Annotated in this window: 44 protein-coding genes; 3 read left to right on the top strand and 41 right to left on the bottom strand. The window is 49.9% G+C overall.

All coding sequences use genetic code 11. The features are described 5' to 3' along the window. Positions 1 to 241: 241 nt before the first annotated feature. The gene (locus AC27IT_RS23425; protein WP_007787097.1) at positions 242 to 475 is read right to left on the bottom strand and encodes a hypothetical protein; all 234 of its coding nucleotides are present in this window, start codon (positions 473 to 475) and stop codon (positions 242 to 244) included. 114 nt (positions 476 to 589) lie between these two features. Continuing rightward, positions 590 to 1,243, bottom strand: a complete 654-nt coding sequence (locus tag AC27IT_RS23420; protein ID WP_005828776.1) for a stage II sporulation protein M — start codon at positions 1,241 to 1,243, stop codon at positions 590 to 592. A gap of 126 nt (positions 1,244 to 1,369) precedes the next feature. Between AC27IT_RS23420 and pdaB the strand changes: the two genes are divergently transcribed. After that, positions 1,370 to 2,140: a polysaccharide deacetylase family sporulation protein PdaB gene (gene pdaB, locus AC27IT_RS23415; protein WP_025845218.1), complete on the top strand. Its 771-nt coding sequence runs from the start codon at positions 1,370 to 1,372 to the stop codon at positions 2,138 to 2,140. A gap of 118 nt (positions 2,141 to 2,258) precedes the next feature. Here the strand turns inward: pdaB and AC27IT_RS23410 are convergent, their stop codons facing one another. Further along, a complete protein-coding gene (locus tag AC27IT_RS23410; RefSeq protein ID WP_026556986.1) occupies positions 2,259 to 2,846 on the bottom strand; it encodes a KinB-signaling pathway activation protein in 588 nt (195 codons plus the stop codon). Positions 2,847 to 2,971: 125 nt separating this feature from the next. Here AC27IT_RS23410 and gerD point away from each other — a divergent pair, with 125 nt between their 5' ends. Beyond that, a complete protein-coding gene (gerD, locus tag AC27IT_RS23405) occupies positions 2,972 to 3,616 on the top strand; it encodes a spore germination lipoprotein GerD (protein ID WP_025845221.1) in 645 nt (214 codons plus the stop codon). 51 nt (positions 3,617 to 3,667) lie between these two features. On the opposite strand, the gene AC27IT_RS23400 is transcribed toward gerD, so the two are convergent. The 38 genes from AC27IT_RS23400 to rpsJ all read right to left on the bottom strand — a co-directional run bounded on the left by AC27IT_RS23400 (position 3,668) and on the right by rpsJ (position 25,254). Beyond that, the gene (locus tag AC27IT_RS23400; RefSeq protein ID WP_005828785.1) at positions 3,668 to 4,771 is read right to left on the bottom strand and encodes a P-loop NTPase; all 1,104 of its coding nucleotides are present in this window, start codon (positions 4,769 to 4,771) and stop codon (positions 3,668 to 3,670) included. Between the two features lie 119 nt (positions 4,772 to 4,890). After that, positions 4,891 to 5,607 (bottom strand): N-acetylmuramoyl-L-alanine amidase CwlD, encoded by a 717-nt coding sequence (cwlD, locus tag AC27IT_RS23395; RefSeq protein ID WP_005828786.1) that lies wholly within the window; start codon positions 5,605 to 5,607, stop codon positions 4,891 to 4,893. A gap of 188 nt (positions 5,608 to 5,795) precedes the next feature. Continuing rightward, positions 5,796 to 6,188 carry a 30S ribosomal protein S9 gene (rpsI, locus tag AC27IT_RS23390; RefSeq protein WP_005828788.1) on the bottom strand — a complete coding sequence of 131 codons (393 nt, stop codon included), beginning with the start codon at positions 6,186 to 6,188 and terminating at the stop codon, positions 5,796 to 5,798. A gap of 20 nt (positions 6,189 to 6,208) precedes the next feature. Next, positions 6,209 to 6,646, bottom strand: a complete 438-nt coding sequence (rplM, locus tag AC27IT_RS23385; protein WP_005828789.1) for a 50S ribosomal protein L13 — start codon at positions 6,644 to 6,646, stop codon at positions 6,209 to 6,211. Positions 6,647 to 6,899: 253 nt separating this feature from the next. Continuing rightward, complete coding sequence (truA, locus tag AC27IT_RS23380; RefSeq protein ID WP_005828791.1) at positions 6,900 to 7,634, bottom strand: tRNA pseudouridine(38-40) synthase TruA; 735 nt, start codon at positions 7,632 to 7,634, stop codon at positions 6,900 to 6,902. Further along, a complete protein-coding gene (locus AC27IT_RS23375; RefSeq protein WP_005828793.1) occupies positions 7,631 to 8,428 on the bottom strand; it encodes an energy-coupling factor transporter transmembrane component T family protein in 798 nt (265 codons plus the stop codon). The genes truA and AC27IT_RS23375 overlap by 4 nt, the downstream gene beginning before the upstream one ends. 2 nt (positions 8,429 to 8,430) lie before the next feature. Beyond that, entirely contained in the window at positions 8,431 to 9,303 is an 873-nt protein-coding gene (locus AC27IT_RS23370; protein WP_005828795.1) for an energy-coupling factor transporter ATPase, read from the bottom strand. Continuing rightward, on the bottom strand, positions 9,279 to 10,130 hold the full coding sequence (locus AC27IT_RS23365) for an energy-coupling factor transporter ATPase (protein ID WP_005828797.1): 852 nt from the start codon (positions 10,128 to 10,130) through the stop codon (positions 9,279 to 9,281). Before AC27IT_RS23365 ends, AC27IT_RS23370 begins: the two co-directional genes overlap by 25 nt. A gap of 181 nt (positions 10,131 to 10,311) precedes the next feature. Further along, a complete protein-coding gene (gene rplQ / locus AC27IT_RS23360; RefSeq protein ID WP_005828799.1) occupies positions 10,312 to 10,671 on the bottom strand; it encodes a 50S ribosomal protein L17 in 360 nt (119 codons plus the stop codon). A 129-nt stretch (positions 10,672 to 10,800) separates the two neighbouring features. Further along, positions 10,801 to 11,745: a DNA-directed RNA polymerase subunit alpha gene (locus tag AC27IT_RS23355; RefSeq protein ID WP_005828801.1), complete on the bottom strand. Its 945-nt coding sequence runs from the start codon at positions 11,743 to 11,745 to the stop codon at positions 10,801 to 10,803. A gap of 156 nt (positions 11,746 to 11,901) precedes the next feature. Further along, entirely contained in the window at positions 11,902 to 12,303 is a 402-nt protein-coding gene (rpsK, locus tag AC27IT_RS23350) for a 30S ribosomal protein S11 (protein WP_005828803.1), read from the bottom strand. Between the two features lie 16 nt (positions 12,304 to 12,319). Then, a complete protein-coding gene (gene rpsM / locus AC27IT_RS23345; RefSeq protein WP_005828805.1) occupies positions 12,320 to 12,688 on the bottom strand; it encodes a 30S ribosomal protein S13 in 369 nt (122 codons plus the stop codon). Positions 12,689 to 12,709: 21 nt separating this feature from the next. Next, positions 12,710 to 12,823 (bottom strand): 50S ribosomal protein L36, encoded by a 114-nt coding sequence (rpmJ, locus tag AC27IT_RS23340; protein ID WP_003333770.1) that lies wholly within the window; start codon positions 12,821 to 12,823, stop codon positions 12,710 to 12,712. Between the two features lie 34 nt (positions 12,824 to 12,857). After that, the gene (gene infA / locus AC27IT_RS23335; protein WP_003333772.1) at positions 12,858 to 13,076 is read right to left on the bottom strand and encodes a translation initiation factor IF-1; all 219 of its coding nucleotides are present in this window, start codon (positions 13,074 to 13,076) and stop codon (positions 12,858 to 12,860) included. 117 nt (positions 13,077 to 13,193) lie between these two features. Next, positions 13,194 to 13,940, bottom strand: coding sequence for a type I methionyl aminopeptidase (gene map / locus AC27IT_RS23330; RefSeq protein WP_005828809.1), 747 nt, complete (start codon positions 13,938 to 13,940; stop codon positions 13,194 to 13,196). 7 nt (positions 13,941 to 13,947) lie between these two features. Then, a complete protein-coding gene (locus tag AC27IT_RS23325) occupies positions 13,948 to 14,592 on the bottom strand; it encodes an adenylate kinase (RefSeq protein ID WP_005828811.1) in 645 nt (214 codons plus the stop codon). Between the two features lie 61 nt (positions 14,593 to 14,653). Continuing rightward, the gene (gene secY / locus AC27IT_RS23320; protein WP_005828813.1) at positions 14,654 to 15,949 is read right to left on the bottom strand and encodes a preprotein translocase subunit SecY; all 1,296 of its coding nucleotides are present in this window, start codon (positions 15,947 to 15,949) and stop codon (positions 14,654 to 14,656) included. Next, positions 15,949 to 16,389 carry a 50S ribosomal protein L15 gene (rplO, locus tag AC27IT_RS23315; protein WP_005828815.1) on the bottom strand — a complete coding sequence of 147 codons (441 nt, stop codon included), beginning with the start codon at positions 16,387 to 16,389 and terminating at the stop codon, positions 15,949 to 15,951. Before rplO ends, secY begins: the two co-directional genes overlap by 1 nt. A 33-nt stretch (positions 16,390 to 16,422) precedes the next feature. Continuing rightward, a complete protein-coding gene (gene rpmD, locus AC27IT_RS23310) occupies positions 16,423 to 16,608 on the bottom strand; it encodes a 50S ribosomal protein L30 (RefSeq protein ID WP_005828818.1) in 186 nt (61 codons plus the stop codon). A gap of 16 nt (positions 16,609 to 16,624) precedes the next feature. Beyond that, the gene (gene rpsE / locus AC27IT_RS23305) at positions 16,625 to 17,122 is read right to left on the bottom strand and encodes a 30S ribosomal protein S5 (protein WP_005828820.1); all 498 of its coding nucleotides are present in this window, start codon (positions 17,120 to 17,122) and stop codon (positions 16,625 to 16,627) included. Positions 17,123 to 17,140: 18 nt separating this feature from the next. Further along, positions 17,141 to 17,503 (bottom strand): 50S ribosomal protein L18, encoded by a 363-nt coding sequence (gene rplR / locus AC27IT_RS23300; protein WP_005828822.1) that lies wholly within the window; start codon positions 17,501 to 17,503, stop codon positions 17,141 to 17,143. Between the two features lie 32 nt (positions 17,504 to 17,535). Continuing rightward, complete coding sequence (rplF, locus tag AC27IT_RS23295) at positions 17,536 to 18,072, bottom strand: 50S ribosomal protein L6 (RefSeq protein ID WP_005828824.1); 537 nt, start codon at positions 18,070 to 18,072, stop codon at positions 17,536 to 17,538. A 36-nt stretch (positions 18,073 to 18,108) separates the two neighbouring features. Beyond that, a complete protein-coding gene (gene rpsH, locus AC27IT_RS23290) occupies positions 18,109 to 18,507 on the bottom strand; it encodes a 30S ribosomal protein S8 (RefSeq protein ID WP_005828827.1) in 399 nt (132 codons plus the stop codon). Between the two features lie 27 nt (positions 18,508 to 18,534). Beyond that, complete coding sequence (locus tag AC27IT_RS23285; protein ID WP_005828830.1) at positions 18,535 to 18,720, bottom strand: type Z 30S ribosomal protein S14; 186 nt, start codon at positions 18,718 to 18,720, stop codon at positions 18,535 to 18,537. 24 nt (positions 18,721 to 18,744) lie between these two features. Continuing rightward, positions 18,745 to 19,287 carry a 50S ribosomal protein L5 gene (gene rplE / locus AC27IT_RS23280; RefSeq protein ID WP_005828832.1) on the bottom strand — a complete coding sequence of 181 codons (543 nt, stop codon included), beginning with the start codon at positions 19,285 to 19,287 and terminating at the stop codon, positions 18,745 to 18,747. A gap of 26 nt (positions 19,288 to 19,313) precedes the next feature. Beyond that, positions 19,314 to 19,628 (bottom strand): 50S ribosomal protein L24, encoded by a 315-nt coding sequence (rplX, locus tag AC27IT_RS23275; protein WP_005828833.1) that lies wholly within the window; start codon positions 19,626 to 19,628, stop codon positions 19,314 to 19,316. A 49-nt stretch (positions 19,629 to 19,677) separates the two neighbouring features. Further along, positions 19,678 to 20,046 carry a 50S ribosomal protein L14 gene (rplN, locus tag AC27IT_RS23270; protein WP_005828835.1) on the bottom strand — a complete coding sequence of 123 codons (369 nt, stop codon included), beginning with the start codon at positions 20,044 to 20,046 and terminating at the stop codon, positions 19,678 to 19,680. A 41-nt stretch (positions 20,047 to 20,087) separates the two neighbouring features. Then, positions 20,088 to 20,354 (bottom strand): 30S ribosomal protein S17, encoded by a 267-nt coding sequence (gene rpsQ, locus AC27IT_RS23265; RefSeq protein WP_005828837.1) that lies wholly within the window; start codon positions 20,352 to 20,354, stop codon positions 20,088 to 20,090. A 22-nt stretch (positions 20,355 to 20,376) separates the two neighbouring features. Further along, positions 20,377 to 20,574 (bottom strand): 50S ribosomal protein L29, encoded by a 198-nt coding sequence (gene rpmC, locus AC27IT_RS23260; RefSeq protein WP_005828838.1) that lies wholly within the window; start codon positions 20,572 to 20,574, stop codon positions 20,377 to 20,379. Continuing rightward, on the bottom strand, positions 20,564 to 20,998 hold the full coding sequence (gene rplP / locus AC27IT_RS23255) for a 50S ribosomal protein L16 (RefSeq protein ID WP_007787078.1): 435 nt from the start codon (positions 20,996 to 20,998) through the stop codon (positions 20,564 to 20,566). Before rplP ends, rpmC begins: the two co-directional genes overlap by 11 nt. 2 nt (positions 20,999 to 21,000) lie before the next feature. Continuing rightward, entirely contained in the window at positions 21,001 to 21,663 is a 663-nt protein-coding gene (gene rpsC / locus AC27IT_RS23250) for a 30S ribosomal protein S3 (protein ID WP_005828842.1), read from the bottom strand. 13 nt (positions 21,664 to 21,676) lie between these two features. After that, a complete protein-coding gene (rplV, locus tag AC27IT_RS23245) occupies positions 21,677 to 22,009 on the bottom strand; it encodes a 50S ribosomal protein L22 (protein WP_005828844.1) in 333 nt (110 codons plus the stop codon). Positions 22,010 to 22,038: 29 nt separating this feature from the next. Further along, positions 22,039 to 22,320: a 30S ribosomal protein S19 gene (rpsS, locus tag AC27IT_RS23240; RefSeq protein ID WP_005828846.1), complete on the bottom strand. Its 282-nt coding sequence runs from the start codon at positions 22,318 to 22,320 to the stop codon at positions 22,039 to 22,041. A 49-nt stretch (positions 22,321 to 22,369) separates the two neighbouring features. Further along, positions 22,370 to 23,200, bottom strand: a complete 831-nt coding sequence (gene rplB, locus AC27IT_RS23235; protein ID WP_005828847.1) for a 50S ribosomal protein L2 — start codon at positions 23,198 to 23,200, stop codon at positions 22,370 to 22,372. Positions 23,201 to 23,232: 32 nt separating this feature from the next. Beyond that, positions 23,233 to 23,523: a 50S ribosomal protein L23 gene (gene rplW / locus AC27IT_RS23230; RefSeq protein WP_005828849.1), complete on the bottom strand. Its 291-nt coding sequence runs from the start codon at positions 23,521 to 23,523 to the stop codon at positions 23,233 to 23,235. Continuing rightward, positions 23,523 to 24,146, bottom strand: coding sequence for a 50S ribosomal protein L4 (rplD, locus tag AC27IT_RS23225; RefSeq protein ID WP_005828851.1), 624 nt, complete (start codon positions 24,144 to 24,146; stop codon positions 23,523 to 23,525). Before rplD ends, rplW begins: the two co-directional genes overlap by 1 nt. Before the next feature lie 17 nt (positions 24,147 to 24,163). Beyond that, positions 24,164 to 24,793, bottom strand: a complete 630-nt coding sequence (rplC, locus tag AC27IT_RS23220) for a 50S ribosomal protein L3 (protein WP_007787072.1) — start codon at positions 24,791 to 24,793, stop codon at positions 24,164 to 24,166. 152 nt (positions 24,794 to 24,945) lie between these two features. Further along, positions 24,946 to 25,254: a 30S ribosomal protein S10 gene (rpsJ, locus tag AC27IT_RS23215; protein WP_005828858.1), complete on the bottom strand. Its 309-nt coding sequence runs from the start codon at positions 25,252 to 25,254 to the stop codon at positions 24,946 to 24,948. Between the two features lie 352 nt (positions 25,255 to 25,606). Here rpsJ and AC27IT_RS23210 point away from each other — a divergent pair, with 352 nt between their 5' ends. Further along, on the top strand, positions 25,607 to 26,005 hold the full coding sequence (locus tag AC27IT_RS23210) for a globin domain-containing protein (protein WP_025845250.1): 399 nt from the start codon (positions 25,607 to 25,609) through the stop codon (positions 26,003 to 26,005). The last annotated feature ends 6 nt before the right edge of the window (positions 26,006 to 26,011 follow it).

Below are 26,011 nucleotides of genomic sequence, written 5' to 3'. Positions count from 1 at the left end.
GCACGCCGCCAGCGTTCGTCCTGAGCCAGGATCAAACTCTCCAATAAAGTTTGTTACTGGTTCAAAGCTGGCAAATCATTTAATGATAGACTCATCAACGCTTTCGCTGTTCAGTTTTCAAGGAGCAATTACTGATTGCTGTCCGCTGAGCGTTCATCGTTTTTCGTGATGGCGTCTCGAGGACAAGAACTAATCTATCATGTCATGCATATGAGAGTCAATAGGTTTTTTAAAAAAGATTTCAGGTGAAATGCTCCTCGCCCAGTTTTCTGCGTCTCACGTACTTGGAAAGCTCATTGGGAGAGGCTATTCTGGCATACATGCGGAACATGATGGAGTAGCGTTCCTCCATAGCGCGTTTCACCAAATAATCGATTCGTTTATCGCTAAAGTCGAGCAGCATTTCTTCGAGCTCCCGCTTCAACAAGTACTCTAGTTCTTGCACTTCTTTGGCATTAAACAAAAACCCTAACAACGATATCGCCTCCGCCTTACGAGTCTCACCTCTATCCTTTCCATCACAATTCAACCCTATTCAAATTAAAAAGCCTCCCGTTTAGGAAGGCTTCAATTTGTTGGCAACTCTGAATTATTTCAGCAAGTTTAGTTGCTGCATTTGTTCCCCAATCGTTGCTTTGAGAATAAGAGGCGTAATCGAACTCTCTACGATCCCCGCAATCAGAAGCAATCCGATGACGGTCAACACCGCAGTTGGAAATTGCTTGAGGGTGTCGTACCAGTCATTTTTCACGCGCTCCTGATTGTGTGGCACAAACAGCACCCCGACAGATCGCAGGCTGAGTATCCCAAACCGTATGCCGATTCCCGCGGCAAACAGGACAGCAGGCAGTTCAAAAATCCCGTGCGGCAAAATGCCTGCGCCAAAAATCAGCCACGGGCTAATTCCAATCGCACTGTATTTCGCGATGATATACCCGAGCAGAATCCCGTTCGCCAGCATTCCAATTATGGGAAAGAATGCAAAAAACAATCCGAGAGCCATCATCATCAAGGAGCTGAGCACGTTGTTGGAAAAAATCATCCAAAACGTAGCGAACACGCCTCCCCCGCTCTCTTTGATCCGATCCGCAATTTCTTTCAGTTGCCCCATCAGGCTCTGCACCACGGGTTCCACAGCGGGAGCCTGCAAATAGCCAATTAAACCGCCCCCGAAAAAAATGAGACAAGCGGCCAGAAAAAATCGTTTGTTATCCAACCACAGACGCTGCAGTCTTTTGTTCATGAGCCACGCTCCTTTACTGCCTCTTACATTCACTATATGCATTGTACCTCAACAATAGCCAACAGGCCAAAGAATATCCTTGTCTTCCCTGCATAAACTGTTATCGGACAAAGGAGGTGCCTATCCATGAAATTCATTTATGTCGTGAGTGCCAACCGTTTGAAGCAAATCCTCATCATCGCAGCAGCCATTCTGCTGACAGTAGGCATTGGCTATGCGGAACGCGATACAATCTCGGCTTTTTCCAGCAGCGGCAACAAGCAGGGGCCCCAGGCAATCTACAAGGTAGACACCAAGGAGAAGAAAATTGCTCTCACCTTTGACATCAGTTGGGGAGAAACCCGCGCACTCCCTATTCTCGATGTGCTGAAAGAAAAAAATGTGAGCAAGGCGACCTTCTTCCTGTCCTCTCCCTGGAGCCAGCGCCATCCGGAAATTGTGAAAAGGATCAAGGAGACGGGACTGGAAATCGGTTCGCATGGCCATAAACACGACAACTACAGCAAATACACGGATGAAGAAATTCGCAGCCAGATTGCGAAGGCCGATTCCATCCTGACAGAGATGACTGGAAAAAAACCGACCTTGATTCGGATGCCAAACGGCGATTTTGACAAGCGTGTGCTGGAAATCGCCAACCGCATGGGCTATACGGTCGTCCAATGGGATACGGACTCCAAGGACTGGATCGAGCCGAAAAAAGACGTCATCGTCCAAAACGTCCTGTCCAAAGCCCATCCCGGCGACATCATCCTGATGCATGCGAGCGATTCCGCCAAGGAGACGCATCTTGCCCTCCCCGTCATTATCGACCAGCTACGCAAGCAAGGATACGAATTCGTCACCGTATCCGAGCTGATCGCCGGCACCAGCATCCAGAGCAAAGAAGTCAATTAAACGTTCAAAAAAACCTCGTCCCTCGCCAGCAGAAAACGTGGCTGCGCCAAGCCTTTGGCGAAGCCCTTTTTTGCTTATCCGAAAGAAAAATCCACAAAAAAAGCTGACCGGATAAAGGTCAGCTTTCTCTTTTTACCAAGCGGTGCAAATGCATCACTTGCCATACGTTGCAAAACAGTAAAGGGACGAGCATGGACAAGGTCGCATGCACGTTGTCTTCCTTCAGGGCCGGAATCCATTCCAGAGCCGTTACCACAAACATGAAAAACATCGTGGGAACCCACGCCGTTCTGTTCGTCAGCTTTACTTTTCCATAAGCGGCAGCCAGGGCGACAATCAGCAGCAAAACCGGCTCGATAAAGTACGGCCCGATTCCTTTTCCTTCGCCAAGCGACGTGTAGCGGAGGTAAATCATATCAAAAAAGACAAACAGGATGAAAAAAACTTGAACGCTCTTCCACAGGGAAGGGGTCTTGAAAATCGTTTTGGCAAAATAATTAATCGTCATATACGCAAAAAAACCCATCTGGGCCACAATACTAATGGTCATCCCATACAAAAGATACATCAGCGTGCCGACAAAAAAGTTGCCTGCGCTGCCTTCCAACAGCTTATCCAAATCAAAAATAAAGGCGACCAGGACGCCTCCCAGTCCACCCAAGAGCAACGTGGTGACAAAGAGCCAGCCATACTTTCGCAAACTCACCAAACATTCCCTCCATTCCACATCGAATATGATTGTACCAATGGATACAAGAAAATACTAGCGTAAGAACAAAACAAAATGCGCACGTTACTCTTAGGCAGAGTAAAGAAGGAGGTGTCCACCCCATGAGAAAAAAGGCATTGTCTTTTTGGCTCTCCGCAATTGTCTGTCTGGTACTATCCAGTTGCTCAGGCGGCGGGCAAGCGCAAGGTTCGTCTCAGCCTGATTATAAAAGCGTCAAAGACATGGTGCTGGACATATTGCAGACTGACGAAGCGAAGCAATCGGTTGGCAAGATGATGAAGGATGAAAAGTTCAAGCAAAGCCTGATGATTGACGAGTCCACTGTCCGCACCACTTTGATACAAAGCATGACCAATCCGAACAGCTCCCACATCAAAGAGGCCTTCAAAGACCCGAAATTCGCCAGCACATTGGCCAAGTCGATGAAGGACGAACAAAAAACGCTGATGAAGGATTTGATGAAAGACCCCGAGTACCAAAAGCAGCTCATCAGCGTAATGAAGGACCCCGAGTTTGAAAAAAATCTCATGGATTTAATGAAAAGCGCCGCTTACCGTCAGCAAACCATGCAGATCATGAAGGAATCCTTGCAAAGCCCGTTGTTCCAGGCGGAGCTGATGAAGATCATGACCAAGGTTTCCGAAGACCTGACAAAGCCGAAAGAACTGAAGCCTAAGAAAAAAGGCAAAGGCGGCGGCAGCGGGGAAAGTGGAGAAAGCGGAGACTCCGGTGGCGAATCCTCCTAAGAAAAAAAGGTGAGCTCTCATCCAGAGCCCACCTTTTTGTATCTTTTGCGCTTATTTCTGCTCGCATTTTTCAATCACGCGTTTTGCCATGTCCCGATACAACTGGCCGATTTCGGAGCTTTCCCGATAAACAGAAGGAGAATAATCCGGCTCAGATGGGTGGTTGTCTGGCTGTCCCAACGGAATTTGCGCCAAAAGCTCGGTCGCCAGCGTCTCCGCCAGCTTCCCGCCGCCTCCACGGCCGAAGACGTACTCTTTGGAGCCGTCCTTGGCTTCGTACCAGGCCATGTTTTCCACGACACCGAGAATTTCGTGTCCTGTCCGTTTGGCCATCGCCCCGGCACGCGCCGCGACAAAAGCTGCCGTAGGATGCGGCGTCGTCACGACAATCTCCATGCTTTGCGGAATCATCGTGTGTACATCCAAAGCCATGTCACCCGTTCCTGGCGGCAAGTCCAGCAGCAAGTAGTCCAGCTCTTCGCCCCAATGCACTTCCGTAAAGAAATTGCGCAACATTTTTCCGAGCATCGGACCGCGCCAGATGATCGGCGAGTTGTCCTCTACGAAGAAGCCCATGGACATGACCTTCACGCTTTGCTTTTCTACAGGCAGAATCGTTTCGCCAATTACAGTCGGGCGCTGGTCGATGTTCATCATGTCCGGCACGCTGAAGCCGTAGATGTCGGCGTCGATAATGCCGACCTTTTTCCCCAAACGAGCCAGGGCCACGGCTAGGTTGACGGTGACCGTCGACTTCCCTACGCCGCCTTTACCGGACGTAATGGCAATAAATGTTGTGTTCGAGTCCTTGGCCAAAATCGGATTGAGCAGGGGAGCTTGTCCCGGCGTCATGTTGTGCGTTTGTCCGCCCTGGCTGTTGCGGAGCTGGGCGCTCAAGGCTGCTCGCTCCTCGTCTGTCATCGAGCCGAACTGCACGCGCACTTCCTCCGCTCCAAGCGCTTTCACAGCCCCTATGACGTCGTCTTCGATCTTGGCCTTGAGAGGACAGCCGGAGATCGTCAGAACGACTGTCAGGCTCACTGTAGCGCCCTCAACGCGGATGTCGCGGATCATGTTCAGCTCGACCAGGCTACGATTGATTTCAGGGTCCTTCACATCACGCAGCGCTTCCAGAATTTGTTCTCTGGTCAACATTGGTTGTTCACCTCATCTATATCGTCTTGGCAATCATTTTTCCCCAAACTTTACTTTGCAAGATGGTTTGCGCGTTCATTATAGCACATTCGGACGGGCGGGACACAGCCACCGCCCGCTCAAGGTGCAATTGGCGCCTTTTCGCCGGAGTACTGCCGCAAAATGCCCTGGTAGATGGCATTCGCCATCGCCTTTTGGTACTCCGGGCTTTGCAGCCGTTTCGCTTCTTCTGTGTTGCTGACGAATCCGACCTCGACCAACACTGCCGGGCAGTTGACCTCGCGAATCAGAAACACGTTATTGGTCTTGCTCGGAACACGATCCGTATTTCCCAGCACCCGCTTGATCTCATCCTGAATCAGATAGGATACTTCCGCGCTTTTTTTAAACGCAGGCGAGTAAAACGTTTGCGCTCCCGACCATTTGGGAGACGGTATGGAATTGACGTGAATGCTGACCAAAAAATCGGGAGAGCTGTCGTTCACCAGCTTCACCCGGTTGCGAATGTCTTCTGCCTTTCTTCTTTTCGCCAGGTCAGCCTCCGGCGAAGCCAAATCCTTGTCTTCCTCCCGCGTCATGATGACAAACGCGCCTGACTGCTGGAGGAAATCGCGCAAGTACATACTGATTGCGAGCGTCACCTCTTTTTCTACCACATCCCCCGAGCTGGATACAGCGCCACCATCTTTTCCCCCGTGGCCCGGGTCAATGGCAATAACGGTTCCTGTCAGCGGCAGTGACCATGCCGTCCACGACGAACGATCCGGTGATTCGTAGGTGAACAGCACCACCAGTAAAGCGAAAGCCAGTATCCAGCCTACCCCTTTTCGTGTCACGGCGTATCGTCCCCTTTGTCCCATTCTCGTTCCATCATATGGACAAACATGGACAAATATTCCACACATAAGCCGGATCGGCTCGGGGCTTGCTACGTGCAACGGTTCGTGCTTTTTGCAGCGTTTTTCCAAATAGCGCAAAAAGGCTCCCGAACCGTAAAGTTCGAGAGCCTTGGCAAACGTAAATATTAGCGTTTGGAGAATTGAGGTGCGCGACGAGCTGCTTTCAAGCCGTATTTTTTACGTTCTTTCATGCGAGGGTCGCGAGTCAGGAAGCCAGCGCGTTTCAGAGCGCCGCGCAGTTCTGGATCTGCTTTCAGCAGAGCGCGAGCAACGCCGTGACGGATTGCACCAGCTTGGCCAGTTGTTCCGCCGCCGTTTACGTTAACCAGTACATCGTAACGACCGAGAGTTTCAGTCAGAACGAGTGGTTGTTTTACGATCAATTTCAGTGTTTCCAAACCAAAGTAAGTATCCATTTCACGTTTGTTAATCACAATGCGACCTTCACCTGGAACCAGGCGAACACGTGCTACGGAGTGCTTACGACGACCTGTACCGTAGTATTGTACTTGTGCCACGTATATTTCCTCCCTTTACCTTAACCGCGAATTTGCCAAACTTCTGGTTTTTGTGCTGCATGAGGATGCTCAGTGCCAGCGTAAACTTTCAGCTTAGTGAACATTTGACGTCCCAAGCTGTTTTTAGGCAGCATGCCTTTTACAGCCAGTTCGAACATACGAGCTGGTTTTTTGTTCAGCATGTCGCCAGCAGTAGTCTTTTTCAGACCGCCTGGATACAGGGAGTGAGTGTAGTAGATTTTGTCTTGCAGCTTGTTACCAGTCAATTTCACTTTGTCAGCGTTGATTACGATTACGAAATCGCCAGCGTCAACGTGTGGAGTGAATTCAGGTTTCAATTTGCCGCGCAGGATAGAAGCTACTTCGCTTGCCAGACGGCCCAGCGTTTGGCCTTCTGCGTCAACGATGTACCATTTGCGCTCAACTTCGAGCGGTTTCGCCATATATGTGGTACGCATTTTTGTCCCTCCTAAATATCTTACCTTTACATGTCCATCTACTTATAACCAAAACAGCCGAAACTTGCAATGGAAGATAATTGCTGTTAACGGGTGAGCAACTCTTCCAGGTGTTCCATTAATCACGATCTTGTCTTTCAATCCCGGGGCTAGAGTGGGGCTAGGCGGGGTTAAAATACCAAGGAATATCGTACTACATCGCAGTCTCGTAGTCAAGTGCCTCCACCTGGTCTAATAGTTGGAAATCCGTCTGCTAATAGACGACTTCCCACATGGTCAAACCTTTGGCTGGCGCTGTCTTTCCTGCCATCTCCCGATCACGTGCCGCAAGGATTTTTTTCAGCTCATCGGGATGGCGTTTGCCTTGCCCGACCTCCACCAAGGTGCCCACAATAATGCGCACCATGTTGTACAAAAAGCCGTTGCCGCGGCACGTTACCCACACTTCGCCGCCAGAGCGCTCCACAGTCAGGCTATACACGGTTCGCACCTTGTCCTCGACAAATGTCTTCGCCGAGCAAAAGGACGTAAAATCGTGCTCTCCGACCAAATGACGGGCCGCCTGCTGCATCGCCTCCACGTCCAGCGGAAAGCGGATGTGGTCGGCATAGCGATGGCGAAATACATCCGCCACAGGGTTGTTGTCGATGCAATACCGATACTCCTTCACCCGCACGTCAAAACGGGCGTGAAAAGACTCTGCCACCTCTTCTACAGACCGGATCACGATCGCATCAGGCAGTTGATTATTGAGCACAAACCGCCACTTGTCCAACGGGATGTGGCTGTTCGTATCAAAATGAATCACCTGTCCGCGCGCGTGCACACCGGCATCGGTACGACCCGAACCGTGGATTTGGATATCCTCCCCTGTGATTCGTTTCAGAGCGGCTTCGATCTCTCCCTGCACCGTCACCTGATCGGGCTGCACCTGAAACCCGCTGAAGTCTGTTCCATCGTATCCCAAAACACAGCGCAACCGCTTCATGCACGCCACCACCCAATCGCAATCGCGAGCAAGACTCCGGCGACCGCCATTCCGGCATCTCGCCATGAAAACGCCAGCTTGTGCAGCCTGGTCCGCCCGACTCCGCCGCGATAGCCGCGCGCTTCCATCGCCAAAGCGAGATCCTCTGCCCGGCGAAACGCGCTGACGAACAGCGGGATCGCGATCGGAATCAGGTTTTGCGCTCGCTTGACGAGACTTCCGCTCGTAAAATTGGCTCCCCTGGCAGTCTGCGCCTTGATGATTTTATCCGTCTCTTCCATCAGGGTCGGAATGAAACGGATCGCAATCGACATCATCAGGGCGATATCGTGCACCGGAACGCCAATCCGGCTAAACGGCCCGAGCAGACGCTCCAGTCCTTCCGTCAAATCGATCGGAGACGTGGTCAGTGTCAGCAGCGAGCTAATCACTACCAGAAGCCCCAAGCGCAAGGAAATGAAGATCGCTTGCTGCACCCCGCGTTCCTCGACTGTGAACCAGCCCCACTGGAAGTACACCTCGCCGCCTTTTGTCAGGAAAATGTGCAGGACGACGGTAAAGACGATCAAGATCCATACCGGCTTCAAGCTTTTCAGGATGTACCCAAGCGACAGCCTGGAGAGCAGTCCGGCATACAGGGTAAAGGCGACCAATACTGCATAAGTGAGCGTATTGTTAGCCAGAAAGACGAGCGTGGCAAAAAGAATGATAAAGAGCAGTTTGCTTCGCGGATCCGCGCGATGTAAAAAGGAATGCCCAGGTACGTATTGACCAATGGCAATATTCTGCAGCATGCCTAGCCCTCCTTCGGTACGGCCAGTCGTTCCAGCAGATGGGCAAGCAACTCTTCCTCCCGATAAACGGAGCTTGGCAGACTTTCCTCGTCCGGCAGCAATTGATTCAGCCTCGACACAAAAGCGACTGTCTCCGGCACATCCAAAGCGAGCTCGCGGAGGCGTTCTGCCTGCATGAAGACTTCATCCGGCTTGCCCTGCAAGGCTACCGTGCCCTGTGCCAGCACCAGCATATAGTCGGCATACCTCGCCGCCTCCTCCATGCTGTGAGTGACCAATAGCGTCGTCAGCTTTTGCTCCTGATGAATGCGGTAGATCGCTTCGAGAATCAACTGACGTCCCATCGGGTCCAACCCTGCCGTCGGCTCGTCCAATACAAGCACTTTTGGCTGCATGGCCAGAACTCCCGCCAACGCGACACGGCGCATTTGTCCGCCACTCATATGAAAAGGCGAACGGTCCTTGACTTTTTCGTAATCCAGTCCAACGATTTCAAGAGCCTCTCTCACGCGGGCGTCTACCATCGCTTCCGGCAAATCGAAGTTCGAAGGCCCGAAGGCAACGTCTTTCGCCACCGTTTCCTCAAACAGTTGATGCTCCGGATATTGGAAAACAAGCCCGATGTTTCGCCTTTGCTCGTGAGGCAAACGCTGCTTCGAGGTGATAACCGTGTCGCCCAAGGTAATTTTCCCAGCGCTAGGCAAAAGCAAGCCGTTCAAATGCTGGATCAGCGTAGACTTGCCAGAGCCGGTCTGCCCGATAATCCCTACAAACGAACCGGATGGAATCGTAAACGAGATGTCGTGCAAGGCTACACGCTCAAACGGTGTTCCTTTTGCGTAAATATGGCTTACCTGGTCAAAAGTAATCTGCATACGTGCTCCACCAGCTCCTCTTGGTGCAGTACAAACGGTAGATCAATCCCTTTGGAAGCCAACATGTGTCGGAGGCGGACGGCAAATGGCACATCCAGCCCTACCGCTTTCAAACGTTCTACCTGGTTGAACACGTCACCAGGCGGCCCTTCCATCAGAACTTCTCCGGCATTCATCACAACGACCTTGTCCGAATAGACCGCTTCTTCGGGAAAATGGGTAATGTTGATGATGGTGATCCCTTCGTCGCGATTCAGCCGTCTGACCAGTTGCAGCACTTCCTGCCTGCCCTGGGGATCGAGCATAGCCGTCGCTTCGTCCAGGATGATGACCGATGGCCGCATCGCCATAATGCCTGCGATCGCCACGCGCTGCTTTTGTCCACCTGACAGCCGGTGCGGCTGCGCCAGCAAATACGGCTCCATCCCTACCGAGGCCAGTGCTTCATCAATACGCTGTCGCATCTGCTCAGGCTCGACACCCATGTTTTCAAGCCCAAAAGCCACATCATCTTCCACTGTTGCCCCGACAATCTGATTGTCAGGGTTTTGAAAGACCATGCCTACATGGCGGCGTATCTCCCACACCAGTTCTCCTTGGGACGTATCCATTCCGCTGACGAGAACTTTGCCGCCCTCAGGCAGCAGCAAAGCGTTCATCAGCTTCGCCATCGTAGACTTGCCTGAACCGTTATGGCCCAATACAGACACAAAGGAACCTTTTTGAATGGTCAGGTCGACGTCCTTCAATACCGGGACACGGCTGCCATTCTCGTCATCATAGGTATAGGAAACATCTTGCAGTGCCAGCAGGTTCTCTTCATTCATGAGGCATCCACATCCTCCCCAGCCTTCGCAGACTAGCAGGATTTCTCCTTATAGAAAGAAAAAAAGGGTTGAATCAGAGTCCAGCCTATGACCAGATCTGCCCCCACCCTTTTCACGGTCTATTACCGGTATCGAGGTTGTGTCTCGCTCCCCATGTAAAACGACCAATTTCTATCCATTATTAAACGAATTCGATGTACGCCATCGGAGCAGCGTCGCCGCGGCGAGGGCCGGCTTTCAGGATACGAGTGTATCCACCGTTGCGCTCTTTGAAGCGAGGCGCGATTTCATCGAACAGTTTTTGTACAGCATCGCGACCTTCTGCATTCGCAACTTCTTTGCGAACGAAAGCAGCAACTTGACGACGAGCATGCAGATCGCCGCGTTTCGCGAGCGTAACCATTTTCTCAGCGATTGGGCGCAGTTCTTTCGCCTTCATCTCTGTAGTTTCGATGCGCTCGTTGATGATTAGGTCAGTTACCAAGTCGCGGAACAACGCTTTACGAGCTGCACTACGACGACCCAATTTACGGTATGCCATGTCTTTACCTCCCTTTTCAAGCTGGCAACACTACGTAGAAAACTCTACTGTCGGGAAGCCAGATCTGTACTCCCCCTAAAAGGGGACAGACTCGAGAGAACGAAAGCCTGCCTGTCAGGGTTTGCTACTCTAGTCGTCGCTACGCAGGGACAGGCCGAGTTCAGCCAGCTTTTCCTGCACTTCTTCCAGAGATTTGCGACCCAGGTTGCGGACTTTCATCATGTCCTCTTCGGTCTTCTGCGTCAGCTCTTGCACGGTATTGATACCGGCACGCTTCAAGCAGTTGTAGGAACGAACAGAAAGATCCAGCTCTTCGATAGTCATCTCCAACACTTTTTCTTTCTTGTCTTCCTCTTTTTCAACCATGATCTCAGCATCTTTCGCCTCATCGGTCAGACCGACAAACAGGTTCAAGTGCTCCGTCATGATTTTTGCGCCGAGACTTACGGCTTCTTCCGGACTGATGCTGCCGTTAGTCCAAACCTCAAGTGTCAACTTATCGTAGTTGGTCATTTGCCCTACGCGGGTATTTTCCACTTGATAGTTAACGCGCTTGATCGGCGTATAGATCGAATCAATCGGAATCACACCAATAGGCAGATCCTCGGACTTGTTTCCATCTGATTGAACATAACCACGACCACGTCCAGCTGTCATGCGGATATGCAGACGACCGCCATTGGCCAACGTTGCAATATGAAGATCAGGGTTTAAGACCTCCACATCACTGTCAGCACGGATATCCCCCGCTTTGACAACGCCTTCGCCTTCTGCATCGATCTCGATTACTTTTTCTTCATCGGAATGGATCTTCAGCGCCAAGCCTTTGATGTTCAGGATGATCTCGGTTACATCTTCAACGACGCCTTCTACCGTAGAGAACTCGTGAAGAACCCCGTCGATTTGAACAGTACGAACTGCCGCGCCTGGCAAGGACGAAAGAAGAATCCGTCTCAGCGAGTTGCCAAGGGTAGTTCCGTATCCGCGCTCCAGAGGTTCTACAACAAATTTTCCATACGAGTTGTCGTCGCTAACTTCCACAACCTCGATTTTTGGTTTTTCTATTTCTATCATTAAACAAACCCTCCTTCAAAACGTCGAAATCCTTGGGTGGGCCGCATACGTGCCCACTCAGGAATTTCCCCGGCGGTTTACCGTTTGCGTGCATGACAAGCTATAAATCAGAATTTACCATTCTAGTATGGACATGTTCTGAACAATATAAACCAGTTACACGCGGCGACGTTTTGGTGGACGGCAACCGTTGTGCGGAATTGGCGTCACGTCTTTAATCATGTTCACTTCAAGACCAGTTGCTTGCAGGGAACGGATCGCTGCTTCACGACCAGCACCTGGGCCTTTTACCGATACTTCAAGGGAACGCATGCCATGTTCCATAGCAACACGTGCAGCCGCTTCAGCAGCCATTTGCGCAGCAAACGGAGTGCTTTTACGGGAGCCTTTGAAGCCGAGGGAACCAGCACTGGACCAAGAGATTGCGTTACCGTGTGGATCTGTGATGGTTACAATCGTGTTGTTGAATGTGGAGCGGATGTGCGCTACGCCGACTTCAACATTCTTGCGATCACGACGACGGGTACGAGTTGCTGTAGCCTGTTTTCTTTTCGCCATGTCAGTTTACCCTCCTTTACTTCTTCTTGTTAGCTACTGTACGACGTGGGCCTTTACGTGTACGAGCATTTGTTTTAGAACGTTGACCGCGAACTGGCAGTCCACGACGGTGACGGATTCCACGGAAGCATCCGATTTCCATCAGACGTTTGATGTTCAGGGAGATCTCACGACGGAGATCGCCTTCCACCTTCACGTTCTTGTCGATGTACTCACGCAGTTTGCTAACTTCTTCTTCTGTCAGATCGCGAACACGAGTGTTCACATCTACGCCAGTAGCGGACAGAATTTTTTGAGACGTGGGGCGGCCAATACCAAAAATGTAGGTAAGAGCAACTTCAACGCGTTTTTCGCGCGGCAAGTCTACACCTGCAATACGTGCCATGTGTCAAAAGCACCTCCTTGTTTACCCTTGTTTTTGCTTATGCTTAGGATTTTCACAAATAACCATTACGTTACCTTTACGACGGATAACCTTGCATTTCTCGCAGATCGGTTTAACCGAAGGTCTCACTTTCATGGTTCTTGCCTCCCTTTTCTAGGGGTTTTGCTTACTATTTATAGCGGTACGTAATACGTCCGCGGGTCAAGTCGTACGGCGACAGTTCAACAGTTACTTTATCCCCCGGCAGGATACGGATAAAGTGCATGCGGATTTTTCCGGAGACGTGAGCGAGAACTTTGTGTCCATTCTCCAATTCTACTCGAAACATAGCGTTCGGCAAAGGCTCAATTACTGTGCCTTCTACCTCAATTACATCATCTTTTGCCATGGTAAACTCTCCTTTCTTCTGCTCTTCAGTCGGACCATGAGTTTTGCGAAACGATCACACAACGAACTTATCGTCGACACGTTGGACGACAATCCCGAATCACTCGGAACTCCCGCTTTATGTTCGTGTAAAAATCTCATAGCCATCTTCCGTAATCGCGATGGTGTGTTCAAAATGAGCACATGTTTTCCGATCCAATGTTACTACCGTCCAATTGTCCTCCAATGTGCGGACATAACGTTCGCCGGCATTTACCATTGGCTCAATTGCCAACACCATGCCTGGTTTTAACCGTGGACCCCGATCAGGCGGGCCGTAGTTAGGAACCTGCGGATCTTCGTGCAAGTTTTGCCCAATCCCATGCCCCACATACTCGCGGACGAGTGTGAAGCCGGCAGCTTCTGCGTGAACTTGAATGGCGTGGGAGATATCGGACAACCGTCCGCCAGGAACAGCTTTTTCAAGCCCCTTGAACAGCGATTCTTCCGTTACCCGCAACAGCTTTTCATTTTCCGCTGAAATCTTGCCGACCGGATACGTCCAAGCGGAGTCTCCATGGTACCCTTGGAACTGGGCACCGATGTCGATGCTGATGATGTCTCCTTCTTGCAACGCCCGTTTCCCTGGGATCCCGTGTACGAGTTCTTCATTGACTGAAGCACAGATACTACCTGGAAAGCCACCGTAGCCTTTAAATGATGGAACTGCTCCCATGCTACGAATAAATGTCTCGGCAATTTCGTCTAGCTGCTTTGTCGTGACACCAGGCTTGATCGCCTTGGCCAGCTCTTGATGGGTGAGTGCGACGATACGACCAGCTTCGCGCATAACCTCAAGTTCTGCTTTCGACTTCAGGATAATCATTCGGCAATTACCCTCTTAGCAATGACTTAATTTCCGCAAACACTACCTGGATATCTTGTTCCCCATCGATATCTCGCAGGAGTTCCTGTGCGGAGTAGTAGTCGATGAGTGGCTGAGTCTGAGCGATGTTGACATCAAGGCGCTGTGTTACCACTTCGATCTTGTCGTCATCACGCTGATACAGCTTACCACCATCTTTGTCACACACGCCAGCCTCTTTTGGAGGATTGAACATCGTGTGATAGCTAGCTCCACATACAGGGCAGATCCAGCGACCGGTCAGACGTTCAATCAATTGCTCGCGACGAACGTTGATGTTAATCACATGATCGATTTCGCGTCCCAGCTCTTTGAGGGTAGCTGTCAACGCTTCTGCCTGTGGAACCGTGCGCGGAAATCCATCGAGCAGGAATCCCTTTGCGCAGTCGTCCATCGAGAGGCGCTCCCGCACAATTCCGATGACTACTTCATCGGGAACAAGCAAACCTTTATCCATAAAGGATTTGGCTTGCAGTCCGAGCGGCGTTTCGTTTTTAACCGCTGCCCGGAACATGTCGCCAGTCGAAATGTGCGGGATGTCAAACTCTTTTACGATACGTTCTGCCTGTGTTCCTTTACCGGCACCAGGCAGCCCCATCAGAATTATATTCACGTCCATTCCCTCCGTCCCATAAAGAAAAGCTACAGAGGCTTTTCTGTAAACATCTAAGTCATTACTTGATAAACCCTTGGTAATGGCGTTTGATCATCTGGCTTTCGATCTGCTTCATTGTGTCAAGGGCTACCCCAATCACAATCAAGAGCGAAGTGCCGCCGATGTAAATCTGCTGCGGCAGGTTAGCCAGCTTACTGAAGAAGAATGGCAAAATAGCAATTGCCATCAAGAACAATGCGCCAGCCAATGTTAGACGGTTTAGTGTACGAGTAATGTAAACCTCAGTGTTTTTACCGGGTCGGATACCAGGAATGTAACCGCCATTTTTTCTCATGTTTTCAGCCATTTGCACAGGGTTTATCTGAACAAATGTGTAGAAGTAGGTGAAACCGAGAATCAAGATAGCGTACAACGTCATTCCCAACGGTTCGTTCACTTGGAAGTTGCGATAGATCCAGTTGGCGAACCCAGTTCCGGATGAATCCACCCAGAACTGCGCGATTGTCGACGGGAACAGTACCAGCGAGACGGCAAAGATTACAGGAATAACACCGGCAGAGTTGATTTTCAGCGGAATGTGTGTGGATTGACCACCGTACATTTTACGTCCAACCACTCGCTTCGCGTATTGCACTGGAATTTTGCGGATACCTTGCTGCATAAAGATAACCCCGACAATAATAGCGAGGATCACCAGCAGAATGATCACAACTTTGACGATGCTGAAGAAGATGTTCTGAGAAGGATCACCGAACTGTGTGGTGTAAATCGTCGAAATTCCAGTTGGAATGTTAGCGACGATCCCGGCCACGATCAGGATCGAAATCCCGTTACCGATTCCCTTCTCCGTAATCTGTTCCCCCATCCACATCATGAATGCGGTCCCAGCCGTCAGTGTCAACGCGATGAGTGCATAGCTGCCAACGGAAGTGTCGTTGAGCAAGCCAGGCGCCATATTATTGAAGCCGATTGTCATCCCTACAGACTGAATCAAACCGAGGACGATTGTCGCGTAACGGGTAACAGTAGCGATCTTGCGACGGCCAACTTCCCCTTCGCGTGCCCATTGCGTCAGCTTAGGCACAACATCCATCGACATCAGTTGCATGATGATCGATGCCGTAATATATGGCATGATACCCATGGCAAAAATCGAGAAGTTTTGCAGTGCTCCACCAGAGAAGGTGTTCAACAAGCCCAACAAGTGGTTTGTGTTCTGCTGAAACAGCTCGACGTTTACGTTAGGAACCGGTACAAAGCTACCGATCCGGAAGACGACCAACATCATGAGAGTAAACAGGATCTTACGACGCAAGTCGCCAATCTTAAAAATGTTAGTTAAGGACGCTAACATTAGATCACCTCGGTTGTTCCACCGACTTGAGCGATCTTCTCAGCAGCAGCTCCGGAGAACTTGTGAGCTTTCACAGTCAGCTTCACAGTCAGTTCACCGTTAGCAAGAACCTTAACACCGTCGCGCAGCGCGCTGATAACACCAGTTTCTTTCAACAGCTCAGGTGTTACTACAGTACCCTCTTCGAAACGGTTCAGCGCGTCCAGGCTAACAATCGCAAATTCTTTGCGGCTGATGTTAGTGAAACCGCGCTTAGGCAGACGACGGTACAATGGGTTTTGACCACCCTCGAAACCAAGGCGAACTCCGCCGCCGGAACGAGCGTTTTGACCTTTGTGACCTTTACCAGCAGTTTTGCCAGTACCGCTACCGATACCGCGACCGATGCGCTTACGAGTGTGACGGGATCCTTCTGCAGGTTGCAGTTCATGCAATTTCATACGTTGCACCTCCTAACTAATTGAGATGTAGGGTTATGCTTCTACTTCTTTCACTTCAACCAAGTGCTTCACTTTGAAAATCATTCCACGGATTGCAGCGTTGTCTTCCTTCACTACAGTGGAGTTGATTTTGCGAAGACCCAGAGCTTTTACGGTATCTTGTTGGTCTACAGTGCGACCGATCAGGCTGCGTTTGAGGGTGATTTGCAATTTTGCCATGTTCATTCCCTCCTTATTAACCCAACAACTCGTCAACAGTCTTACCGCGCAGTTTCGCGACATCTTCCGCTGTTTTCAGACGGCCGAGGCCTTCCAGCGTAGCGTTGACCATGTTGATAGGATTGTTGGAACCAAGAGACTTACTCAAGATATCGCCTACACCAGCCAGTTCGAGAACGGCACGAACAGGTCCGCCAGCGATAACACCAGTACCAGGGGCAGCAGGCTTGATGAGAACTTTACCTGCACCGAATTGGCACATAACTTCGTGTGGAACAGTCGTTCCTCTCAGCGGTACACGGATCAATTTTTTCTTAGCGTCGTCAATCGCTTTGCGAATGGCGTCTGGAACTTCTTGAGCTTTACCCATACCAGCACCTACGTGGCCGTTACGGTCTCCCACAACAACCAGGGCGCTGAAGCTCATGCGACGTCCACCTTTAACCGTCTTAGCTACGCGGTTAACAGCGACTACTTTTTCTTCGAGCTCTAATTTGCTAGGGTCGATACGCATTCCTTACCCTCCTTGTTGTTAGAATTGCAGACCAGCTTCGCGAGCTGCTTCTGCCAGTGCTTTAATACGTCCATGATAGATGTAACCACCGCGGTCAAAAATCACTTCAGTCGCACCTTTTTCTTGTGCACGCTTAGCGATCAATGTACCAACAGCCGCAGCAGCTTCCACGTTAGCGCCATTTTTCAGGCCCAGCTCTTTATCGAGAGAAGATGCAGATGCCAGTGTTACGCCAGTTGCATCATCGATCAGTTGAGCGTAGATGTGCTTAGAAGAACGGAATACGTTCAGACGCGGACGGATAGCAGAACCAATCACGCGTTTGCGGATACGCAGGTGACGTTTTTTCCGAGCTTTGTTTTTATCAGCTTTCGTAAACATTAAGCGGCCTCCTTTCTCATGAAGCTAGAAGCTTATTTACCTTTTTTACCTTCTTTACGACGAACCACTTCATCGCTGTACTTGATACCTTTGCCTTTGTATGGCTCAGGTTTGCGCAGCGAACGAATTTCAGCAGCAACTTGACCAACGCGCTCTTTGTTGATGCCTTTTACCACCAAAGTGGTTTGGTTTGGTACATCGATTTCGATACCCGCTTCTGGAGTAACTTCCACTGGGTGGGAGAAACCAAGAGAAAGAGTAACGCCGTTACCGCTTTTCGCAGCACGGTAACCTACACCGACGAGCTCCAGAGTACGAGTGAAGCCTTCGGATACGCCTTTTACCATGTTGGCAACCAGCGCACGAGTTGTACCGTGCAGGGAGCGGTGAAGTTTGTTGTCGCTTGGACGCTCTACAACAACTTCGTTTTCAGAAATGTTGATTTTGATATCTTCATGGAAGTTACGAACGAGTTGACCCTTAGGGCCCTTTACCGTCAGCTCAGTTCCGTTCAGAGTGAGGGTAACGCCTGCAGGTACCACGATCGGTTTTCTACCGACACGAGACATGTGGTGCACCTCCTGTGCTTTTTTACATTCTGTTAATTACCAAACGTATGCAAGAACTTCTCCGCCAACATGAGCTTGACGAGCTTGCTTGTCAGTCATAACACCGTTGGACGTGGAGATGATCGCGCAACCGAGGCCACCCAAAACTTTAGGTACTTCGTTGTTTTTCGCATACACACGAAGTCCTGGTTTGGAGATACGTTTCAGACCTGTGATAACGCGCTCGTTGTTCGCACCGTATTTCAGGAATACGCGGATGATTCCTTGTTTGTTGTCCTCAACAAACTCCGCATCGCGGATGAAGCCTTCTTCTTTCAGAATGCGCGCGATTTCCTTCTTGATGGTGGACGCTGGGATCTCCACTTTCTCGTGGCGAACCATGTTAGCGTTACGAATACGTGTCAACATATCTGCGATTGGATCAGTCATAACCATGAGAGAAAACCTCCTTCCCGTTTCAAATTACCAGCTTGCTTTTTTCACGCCTGGAATTTGACCTTTATAAGCAAGTTCACGGAAGCAAATACGGCAGAGTTTGAATTTGCGCAATACGGAGTGCGGACGTCCGCAACGCTCGCAACGAGTGTACGCGCGCACTGCAAACTTCGGCTGCCGCTGTTGCTTGATAATCATAGATTTCTTTGCCACATTCTTCCCTCCTTACGAGTGGGTTTATTTACGGAATGGCATACCCATTTGAGTCAGCAGCTCACGAGCTTCTTCATCCGTTTTCGCGGAAGTAACAATTACGATGTCCATACCGCGAACTTTGTCAATTTTATCGTACTCGATCTCAGGGAAGATCAGTTGTTCCTTCAGACCAAGTGTGTAGTTACCGCGACCGTCAAATGCCTTGGAAGAGATTCCACGGAAGTCACGAACACGCGGAAGAGATACGTTCATCAATTTGTCGAGGAAGTGGTACATACGCTCGCCGCGCAGGGTAACCTTCGCACCGATCGGCATACCTTCACGCAGTTTGAAACCAGCGATGGATTTCTTTGCGCGAGTTACTACAGGTTTTTGTCCAGCAATAGTTTGCAGGTCTTCAACCGCAGCATCCAAGGTTTTAGCGTTACCTACCGCTTCGCCAACACCCATATTGATGATGATCTTTTCAACCTTCGGCACTTGCATGATGGAAGTGTAGTTGAACTTGCTCATCAGGCTAGGCACGATTTCTTTTGTGTACTTTTCTTTCAATCTTGTTGCCATCTAGGATATCCTCCTTTCCAACCTGACTACTTGTCGAGTACTTCGCCAGACTTTTTCGCGTACCGAACTTTCTTACCGTTATCCAAAACTTTGTAACCGATGCGAGTAGCTTTTCCGGACTTCGGATCGATCAAAGATACGTTGGAAACGTGAATCGCTGCTTCTTGAGTCACAATGCCACCTTGCGGGTTAGCTTGGGACGGACGGCTGTGTTTCTTCACGAGGTTGATACCTTCAACCAGAACGCGTTCTTTCTTCGGATAAGCAGCGAGAACGCGACCTTTTTTGCCTTTATCTTTGCCCGCAATTACGATAACAGTGTCGCCTTTTTTAACGTGCATCGCTTGGTGCACCTCCTATCGAACAAACTGCCTGAGTTTTTCCGTTCAATTAGATAACCTCTGGAGCCAGAGAGATGATCTTCATGAAATCTTTGTCGCGGAGCTCACGAGCTACTGGTCCAAAGATACGAGTACCACGTGGGGACTTATCTTCCTTGATGACTACCGCTGCATTTTCATCAAAACGGATGTAAGAACCATCTTGACGACGAACGCCGCTTACAGTGCGAACTACAACTGCTTTCACTACTTGACCTTTCTTGACAACGCCGCCGGGTGTAGCGGATTTTACGGAGCACACGATAACATCACCGATGTTCGCCGTTTTGCGACCGGAACCACCCAGAACCTTGATGCACATGAGTTCCTTTGCACCGGAGTTGTCAGCAACAGCCAATCTCGTCTGAGTTTGGATCATTTACTGTTCCTCCTTTCGGATTTGATATCCGAAAATCTGACTTATACGATTACTGCCTCTTCGACGATACGTACCAAACGGAAACGTTTATCTTTGGACAAAGGACGAGTTTCCATCAACTCTACGATGTCGCCCACTTTTGCCGTATTGTTCTCGTCGTGAGCCTTGAACTTTTTGGAGTATTTCACGCGTTTGCCGTACAACGGGTGTGTCTTGTAAGTTTCAACAAGCACAACAATGGTTTTATCCATTTTGTCGGAAACAACGCGACCTACAACGGATCGACGCATATTGCGTTCTGCGGTCATCGTTCAAACCTCCTTCCTTTAATTAGCCGATTCCCAATTCTCTCTGGCGCAGGATGGTTTTCGCACGAGCAATATCCTTACGCACTTGTTTGATGCGAGATGTGGTTTCGAGTTGACCTGTAGCCAACTGGAAACGAAGGTTGAACAACTCTTCTTTCAAAGAAGCGACGTTTTGTTCGATCTCGGCAGTGGTCAAATTGCGGAACTCATTAGCCTTCATGTGCGTCACCACCCACTTCTTCACGCTTCACGAATTTGCATTTGATAGGCAGCTTGTGCATAGCAAGACGCATAGCTTCGCGAGCGACTTCTTCAGGTACGCCAGCAAGTTCGAACATGATCTTGCCTGGCTTCACTACCGCTACCCATTTCTCAGGAGAACCTTTACCGGAACCCATCCGTACTTCGAGCGGCTTTTGTGTAATTGGCTTGTCAGGGAAGATTTTAATCCACACTTTACCGCCACGCTTGATGTAACGAGTCATCGCGATACGAGCAGCCTCGATCTGACGGTTAGTTACCCAAGATGGCTCCAATGCTTGCAATCCGTATTCACCGAACGCAACAGTAGTACCGCCTTTTGCGTTACCAGCCATTTTCCCGCGGTGTTGTTTACGGTGTTTCACGCGTTTTGGCGTCAACATGATTACTTGCCTCCTTCCTCAGTAGCGACGTTCTTTCTCGCTGGAAGGACTTCTCCACGGTAGATCCACACTTTTACACCGATGCGACCATATGTGGTATGAGCTTCAGCAGTACCGTAGTCGATGTCGGCACGCAGAGTGTGAAGCGGAACAGTACCTTCGCTGTAACCTTCAGAACGTGCGATGTCCGCGCCGCCAAGACGACCGCTTACCAAGGTTTTGATACCTTTAGCACCTGCACGCAGCGTACGAGTGATCGATTGCTTTTGCGCACGACGGAAAGAAATGCGGTTTTCCAATTGACGAGCGATGTTTTCAGCTACCAGAGTAGCATCCAGATCCGGACGTTTTACTTCGTTGATATTGATATGAACGCGTTTGCCAGTCAAATCAGTCAAGGATTTGCGCAGAATTTCTACCTCTGCCCCACCTTTACCAATTACCATACCAGGCTTAGCGGTGTGAATCGTTACGTTCACGCGATTAGCTGCGCGTTCGATTTCGATAGTGGATACAGCAGCATCTTTCAGACGCCCTTTTACAAACTTGCGAATTTTCAAGTCTTCGTGCAACAGAGTTGCGAAGTCCTTGTCAGCGTACCATTTGGACTCCCAGTCACGAATGACACCGATCCGAAGACCTACCGGGCTTACCTTTTGACCCACACGTAATCCCTCCTTATTTCTCGTTTAGTACCACTGTGATGTGGCTAGTGCGTTTATGGATGCGGCTTGCGCGACCCATAGCGCGCGGACGGAAACGCTTCAACGTAGGACCTTGGTCCACGAAGATTTTGCTAACTACCAGGCTGTTTGGATCCATTTCGTAGTTGTGCTCAGCGTTTGCAATAGCCGACTTCAGGAGCTTTTCAACAACTGGAGAAGCTGCTTTTGGCGTGTGTTTCAAGATCGCCAACGCTTCACCTACTTGCTTGCCTCTAATCAAGTCAACCACCAGGCGGACTTTACGAGACGCAATGCGAATATTGCGAGCAACTGCTCTTGCTTCCATCTTTGTACCTCCTCTCTGTCAAGAGAAAATTAGCGCTTCTTGGATTTCTTGTCGTTGTCGACGTGACCCTTGAAGGTACGAGTTGGTGCGAACTCACCCAATTTGTGACCAACCATGTCTTCCGATACGTATACTGGAACATGTTTGCGACCATCGTATACAGCAAACGTGTGTCCTACGAACTCAGGGAAGATGGTGGAACGACGAGACCAGGTTTTGATCACGCGTTTCTCGTTCTTTTCATTTTGCTCGTCAACTTTTTTCATCAAGTGGTCATCCACGAAAGGACCCTTTTTTAAGCTACGTCCCATTAGTGAACCTCCCTTCGCCAAAGGCGTTCGGTTATTGTATCAGCCTACCTTACTTCTTGCGGCGGCGGATGATGTATTGGTCGGACTTGTTCTTCTTCTTGCGAGTCTTGAGACCCAGGGTTGGTTTACCCCAAGGAGTAACAGGTGCTTTACGACCGATTGGAGCGCGACCTTCACCACCACCGTGTGGGTGATCGTTCGGGTTCATTACGCTACCGCGAACAGTTGGACGAATACCCAACCAGCGGGAACGTCCTGCTTTACCGATGTTCAGCAGTTCGTGATCGAGGTTACCTACTTGACCGATAGTAGCGCGGCATACGTTGTGGATGCGGCGAGTCTCACCGGAAGACAGGCGAACGATTACGAACTCACCATCACGACCCAACAGTTGAGCGGAAGCACCAGCAGCGCGAACCAGTTGGCCACCTTTGCCTGGTTTCAGCTCGATGTTGTGGATGGTAGTACCTACCGGGATTTTTTCCAGCGGCAGCGCGTTACCGATTTTGATGTCGGCATCTGCTCCGGAAATGATCTCGTCTCCAACTTTCAGGTTGTGAGGAGCGAGGATGTAACGTTTTTCACCATCAACGTAGTTGATAAGTGCGATGTTAGCGGAACGGTTTGGATCGTATTCGATAGTAGCTACGCGACCTACGATGCCGTCTTTGTTACGCTTGAAGTCGATAATACGGTATTTACGTTTATGACCGCCACCTTGATGACGTACGGTAATTCTACCTTGGTTGTTGCGACCAGCTTTTTTGCTAAGAGGCGCCAGCAAGGATTTTTCGGGAGTCGACGTAGTGATCTCCTCGAAAGTAGAAACCGTCATTTGGCGACGACCAGGAGAAGTCGGTTTAAACTTTTTGATACCCATGTTAATACCCTCCTTTTCGGTAGTCGTCGAGGTTATACTCCCTCGTAGAAGGCCAGTTCTTTGCTGTCATCAGTCAGCTTAACGATTGCTTTCTTCCACTCGGATGTGTAACCGGAGTATTTTCCGTAGCGTTTTGGTTTAGCAGGGACACGGATAGTGTTAACTGCTTCTACTTTCACGCCGAACACTTTTTCAACAGCTTGCTTGATTTCGGTTTTGTTGGCTTTGAGAGGTACTTCGAAAACGTACTTCTTCTCAGCCATCATATCAGTGGTGCGCTCGGTAATGACAGGGCGCTTAAGGACGTCATGAAGGCTCTTCATTATGCGAGCACCTCCTCTACTTTCGCAACCGCGTCTTTCGTCACGATTACTTTGTCATGCGCTACCAGATCCAGAACATTAATGCCTGCAGCATCTACAAATTTAGCACCTGGGATGTTACGGGAAGAGAGAGCTACGTTTTGATCGAACTCGGAAGTTACGATCAGAACTTTGCGATCTACTTTCAGGTTGTTCAAAACAGCGGTCATTTCCTTGGTTTTAGGAGCTGCGAAGTTCAATGCATCCAGAACCAGGAGTTCGTTGTTTTGTACTTTCGCGGACAGTGCGGATTTCAGAGCCAGACGGCGAACTTTACGGTTCAGTTTGTAACCGTATTTGCGCGGAGTTGGACCGAATACAACACCGCCACCTTTCCATTGCGGAGAGCGAATGGAACCTTGGCGTGCGCGACCTGTACCTTTTTGGCGCCATGGCTTGCGGCCACCGCCACGTACTTCAGAACGGTTCTTTACATCGTGTGTTCCTTGACGTTGGGATGCTTGTTGCATCACGATCGCATCGTACAGAACAGCGTTGTTAGGCTCAATCCCGAATACGCTATCTGCCAATTCGATTTCGCCAACTTGAGAACCAGTTTGGTTATAAAGAGCTACTTTCGGCATGTCAGTTCCTCCTTTCCTTAGTGTTTCTTGACTGCCGTCGATACCAGTACACAACTGTTTTTCGGACCAGGCACGGAGCCTTTTACGAGAATCAGGTTGCGAGCAGCATCTACTTTAATTACTTCCAGATTTTGGATGGTTACCTTGTCGCCACCCATTTGTCCTGGCAGGGTTTGACCTTTGAAAACGCGGTTTGGAGCGACAGCACCCATGGAACCAGGACCGCGATGGTAGCGCGAACCGTGAGCCATAGGACCGCGGGATTGGTTGTGACGTTTGATCGCACCTTGGAAACCTTTACCCTTGGTTACGCCAGACACGTCAACGATGTCTCCCTCGGCAAAAATGTCTACTTTCAACTCTTGACCAACCTCGTAATCAGCGAGGTTAACTCCGCGAATTTCGCGAACGAAGCGCTTAGGAGCAGTGTTAGCTTTTGCTGCATGTCCTTTTTCCGGCTTGTTAGCGCGCTGTTCTTTTTTGTCTTCGAAGCCGATTTGAATCGCTTCGTAGCCATCGTTCTCCACATCTTTCTTTTGAAGAACCACGTTAGAACCTGCTTCGATAACCGTTACAGCGATCGCTGTTCCGTTTGGACCAAAAACTTGAGTCATGCCAAGTTTTTTCCCTAAGATTCCTTTGGTCATTTGTGCCACCTCCTGTGCTTATTTCAGTAAAAAAACGTTTTTATGTTGTATCAAGTCCCCACCGATGCGCAGGGGTGCCATTTTAAGGGTTTGTTGCTTGGTATAACACGCTTATCAAGACAACGTCTGCGCGTGTATCGCTTTTTGGGACCTTACAGTTTGATCTCGATGTCTACACCGGATGGCAGATCCAGACGCATCAAAGCATCTACTGTTTGTGGTGTAGGGTTCAAGATGTCGATCAAACGCTTGTGAGTACGCATCTCGAATTGCTCGCGAGAATCTTTGTACTTGTGCACCGCACGCAGGATCGTATAAACTGCTTTCTCGGTCGGAAGCGGGATTGGGCCGGATACGTTTGCTCCGGAACGCTTCGCTGTGTCCACGATTTTCTCTGCGGATTGATCGAGGATTTTGTGATCATACGCCTTCAAACGAATACGAATCTTTTGCTTTGCCATTTTAGTCCCTCCTTTTTCGCCCATTTATTAAACAGACATTTCTCCGTGGAAATATCCTGCACCCCGGTCATGGCAAAGGGGCCGGGTGTGTCAGCAACCTCCCACATCATCGCAAGTCCATGACCAACATTCAATATTGTACTAAAAATATCTGGGCAACGCAAGTGATTTCTTGGTCTCCCGCACATTTTTTGTACACGCGAGCCTACTGAAAGACTCACCTTGTCCATATTACTGATTTCCCGGCAGAAAGGCAAGCGGGATTACCTGCCAACTTCCTCTCGTCCTATCTATAATAGAAGGAAGACGTTATACTAAGGAGTGAGCTGTCTAAGCAAAGGAGGCTGTCTGTATGTCTGAAGCCATTCGCACTCCGTATGAAATGATTGGCGGGGCCGACACGTTGGCTCGTCTTGTTGATGCCTTTTACGATCTGGTTGCCCGGCACCCCGATCTTGCTCCCCTTTTCCCTGAAGACTTCACGGAAGTAAAAGAACGCCAATATCAGTTTCTCACACAGTTTCTCGGCGGACCGGCTCTCTATACAGAGCGCCACGGGCATCCGATGCTGCGCGCACGCCACATGCGCTTTCCGATCGGCCCTGTCCAAGCGGAAGCCTGGCTGGCTTGTATGAAAACCGCCATGGACAAAACCGGGCTGGAAGGCGAGCTTCGGGAACAAATTTTTGAGCGACTGCGTTTGACTGCTTACCATATGGTGAACAAGTGGGACCAAGAAGAAAAAGCGTAGGATATC

The organism is Brevibacillus sp. YAE8, assembly GCF_057543335.1.
The sequence above is the reverse complement of the archived record's forward strand: the minus strand, read 5'-3'. Positions and strand labels throughout refer to the sequence as shown.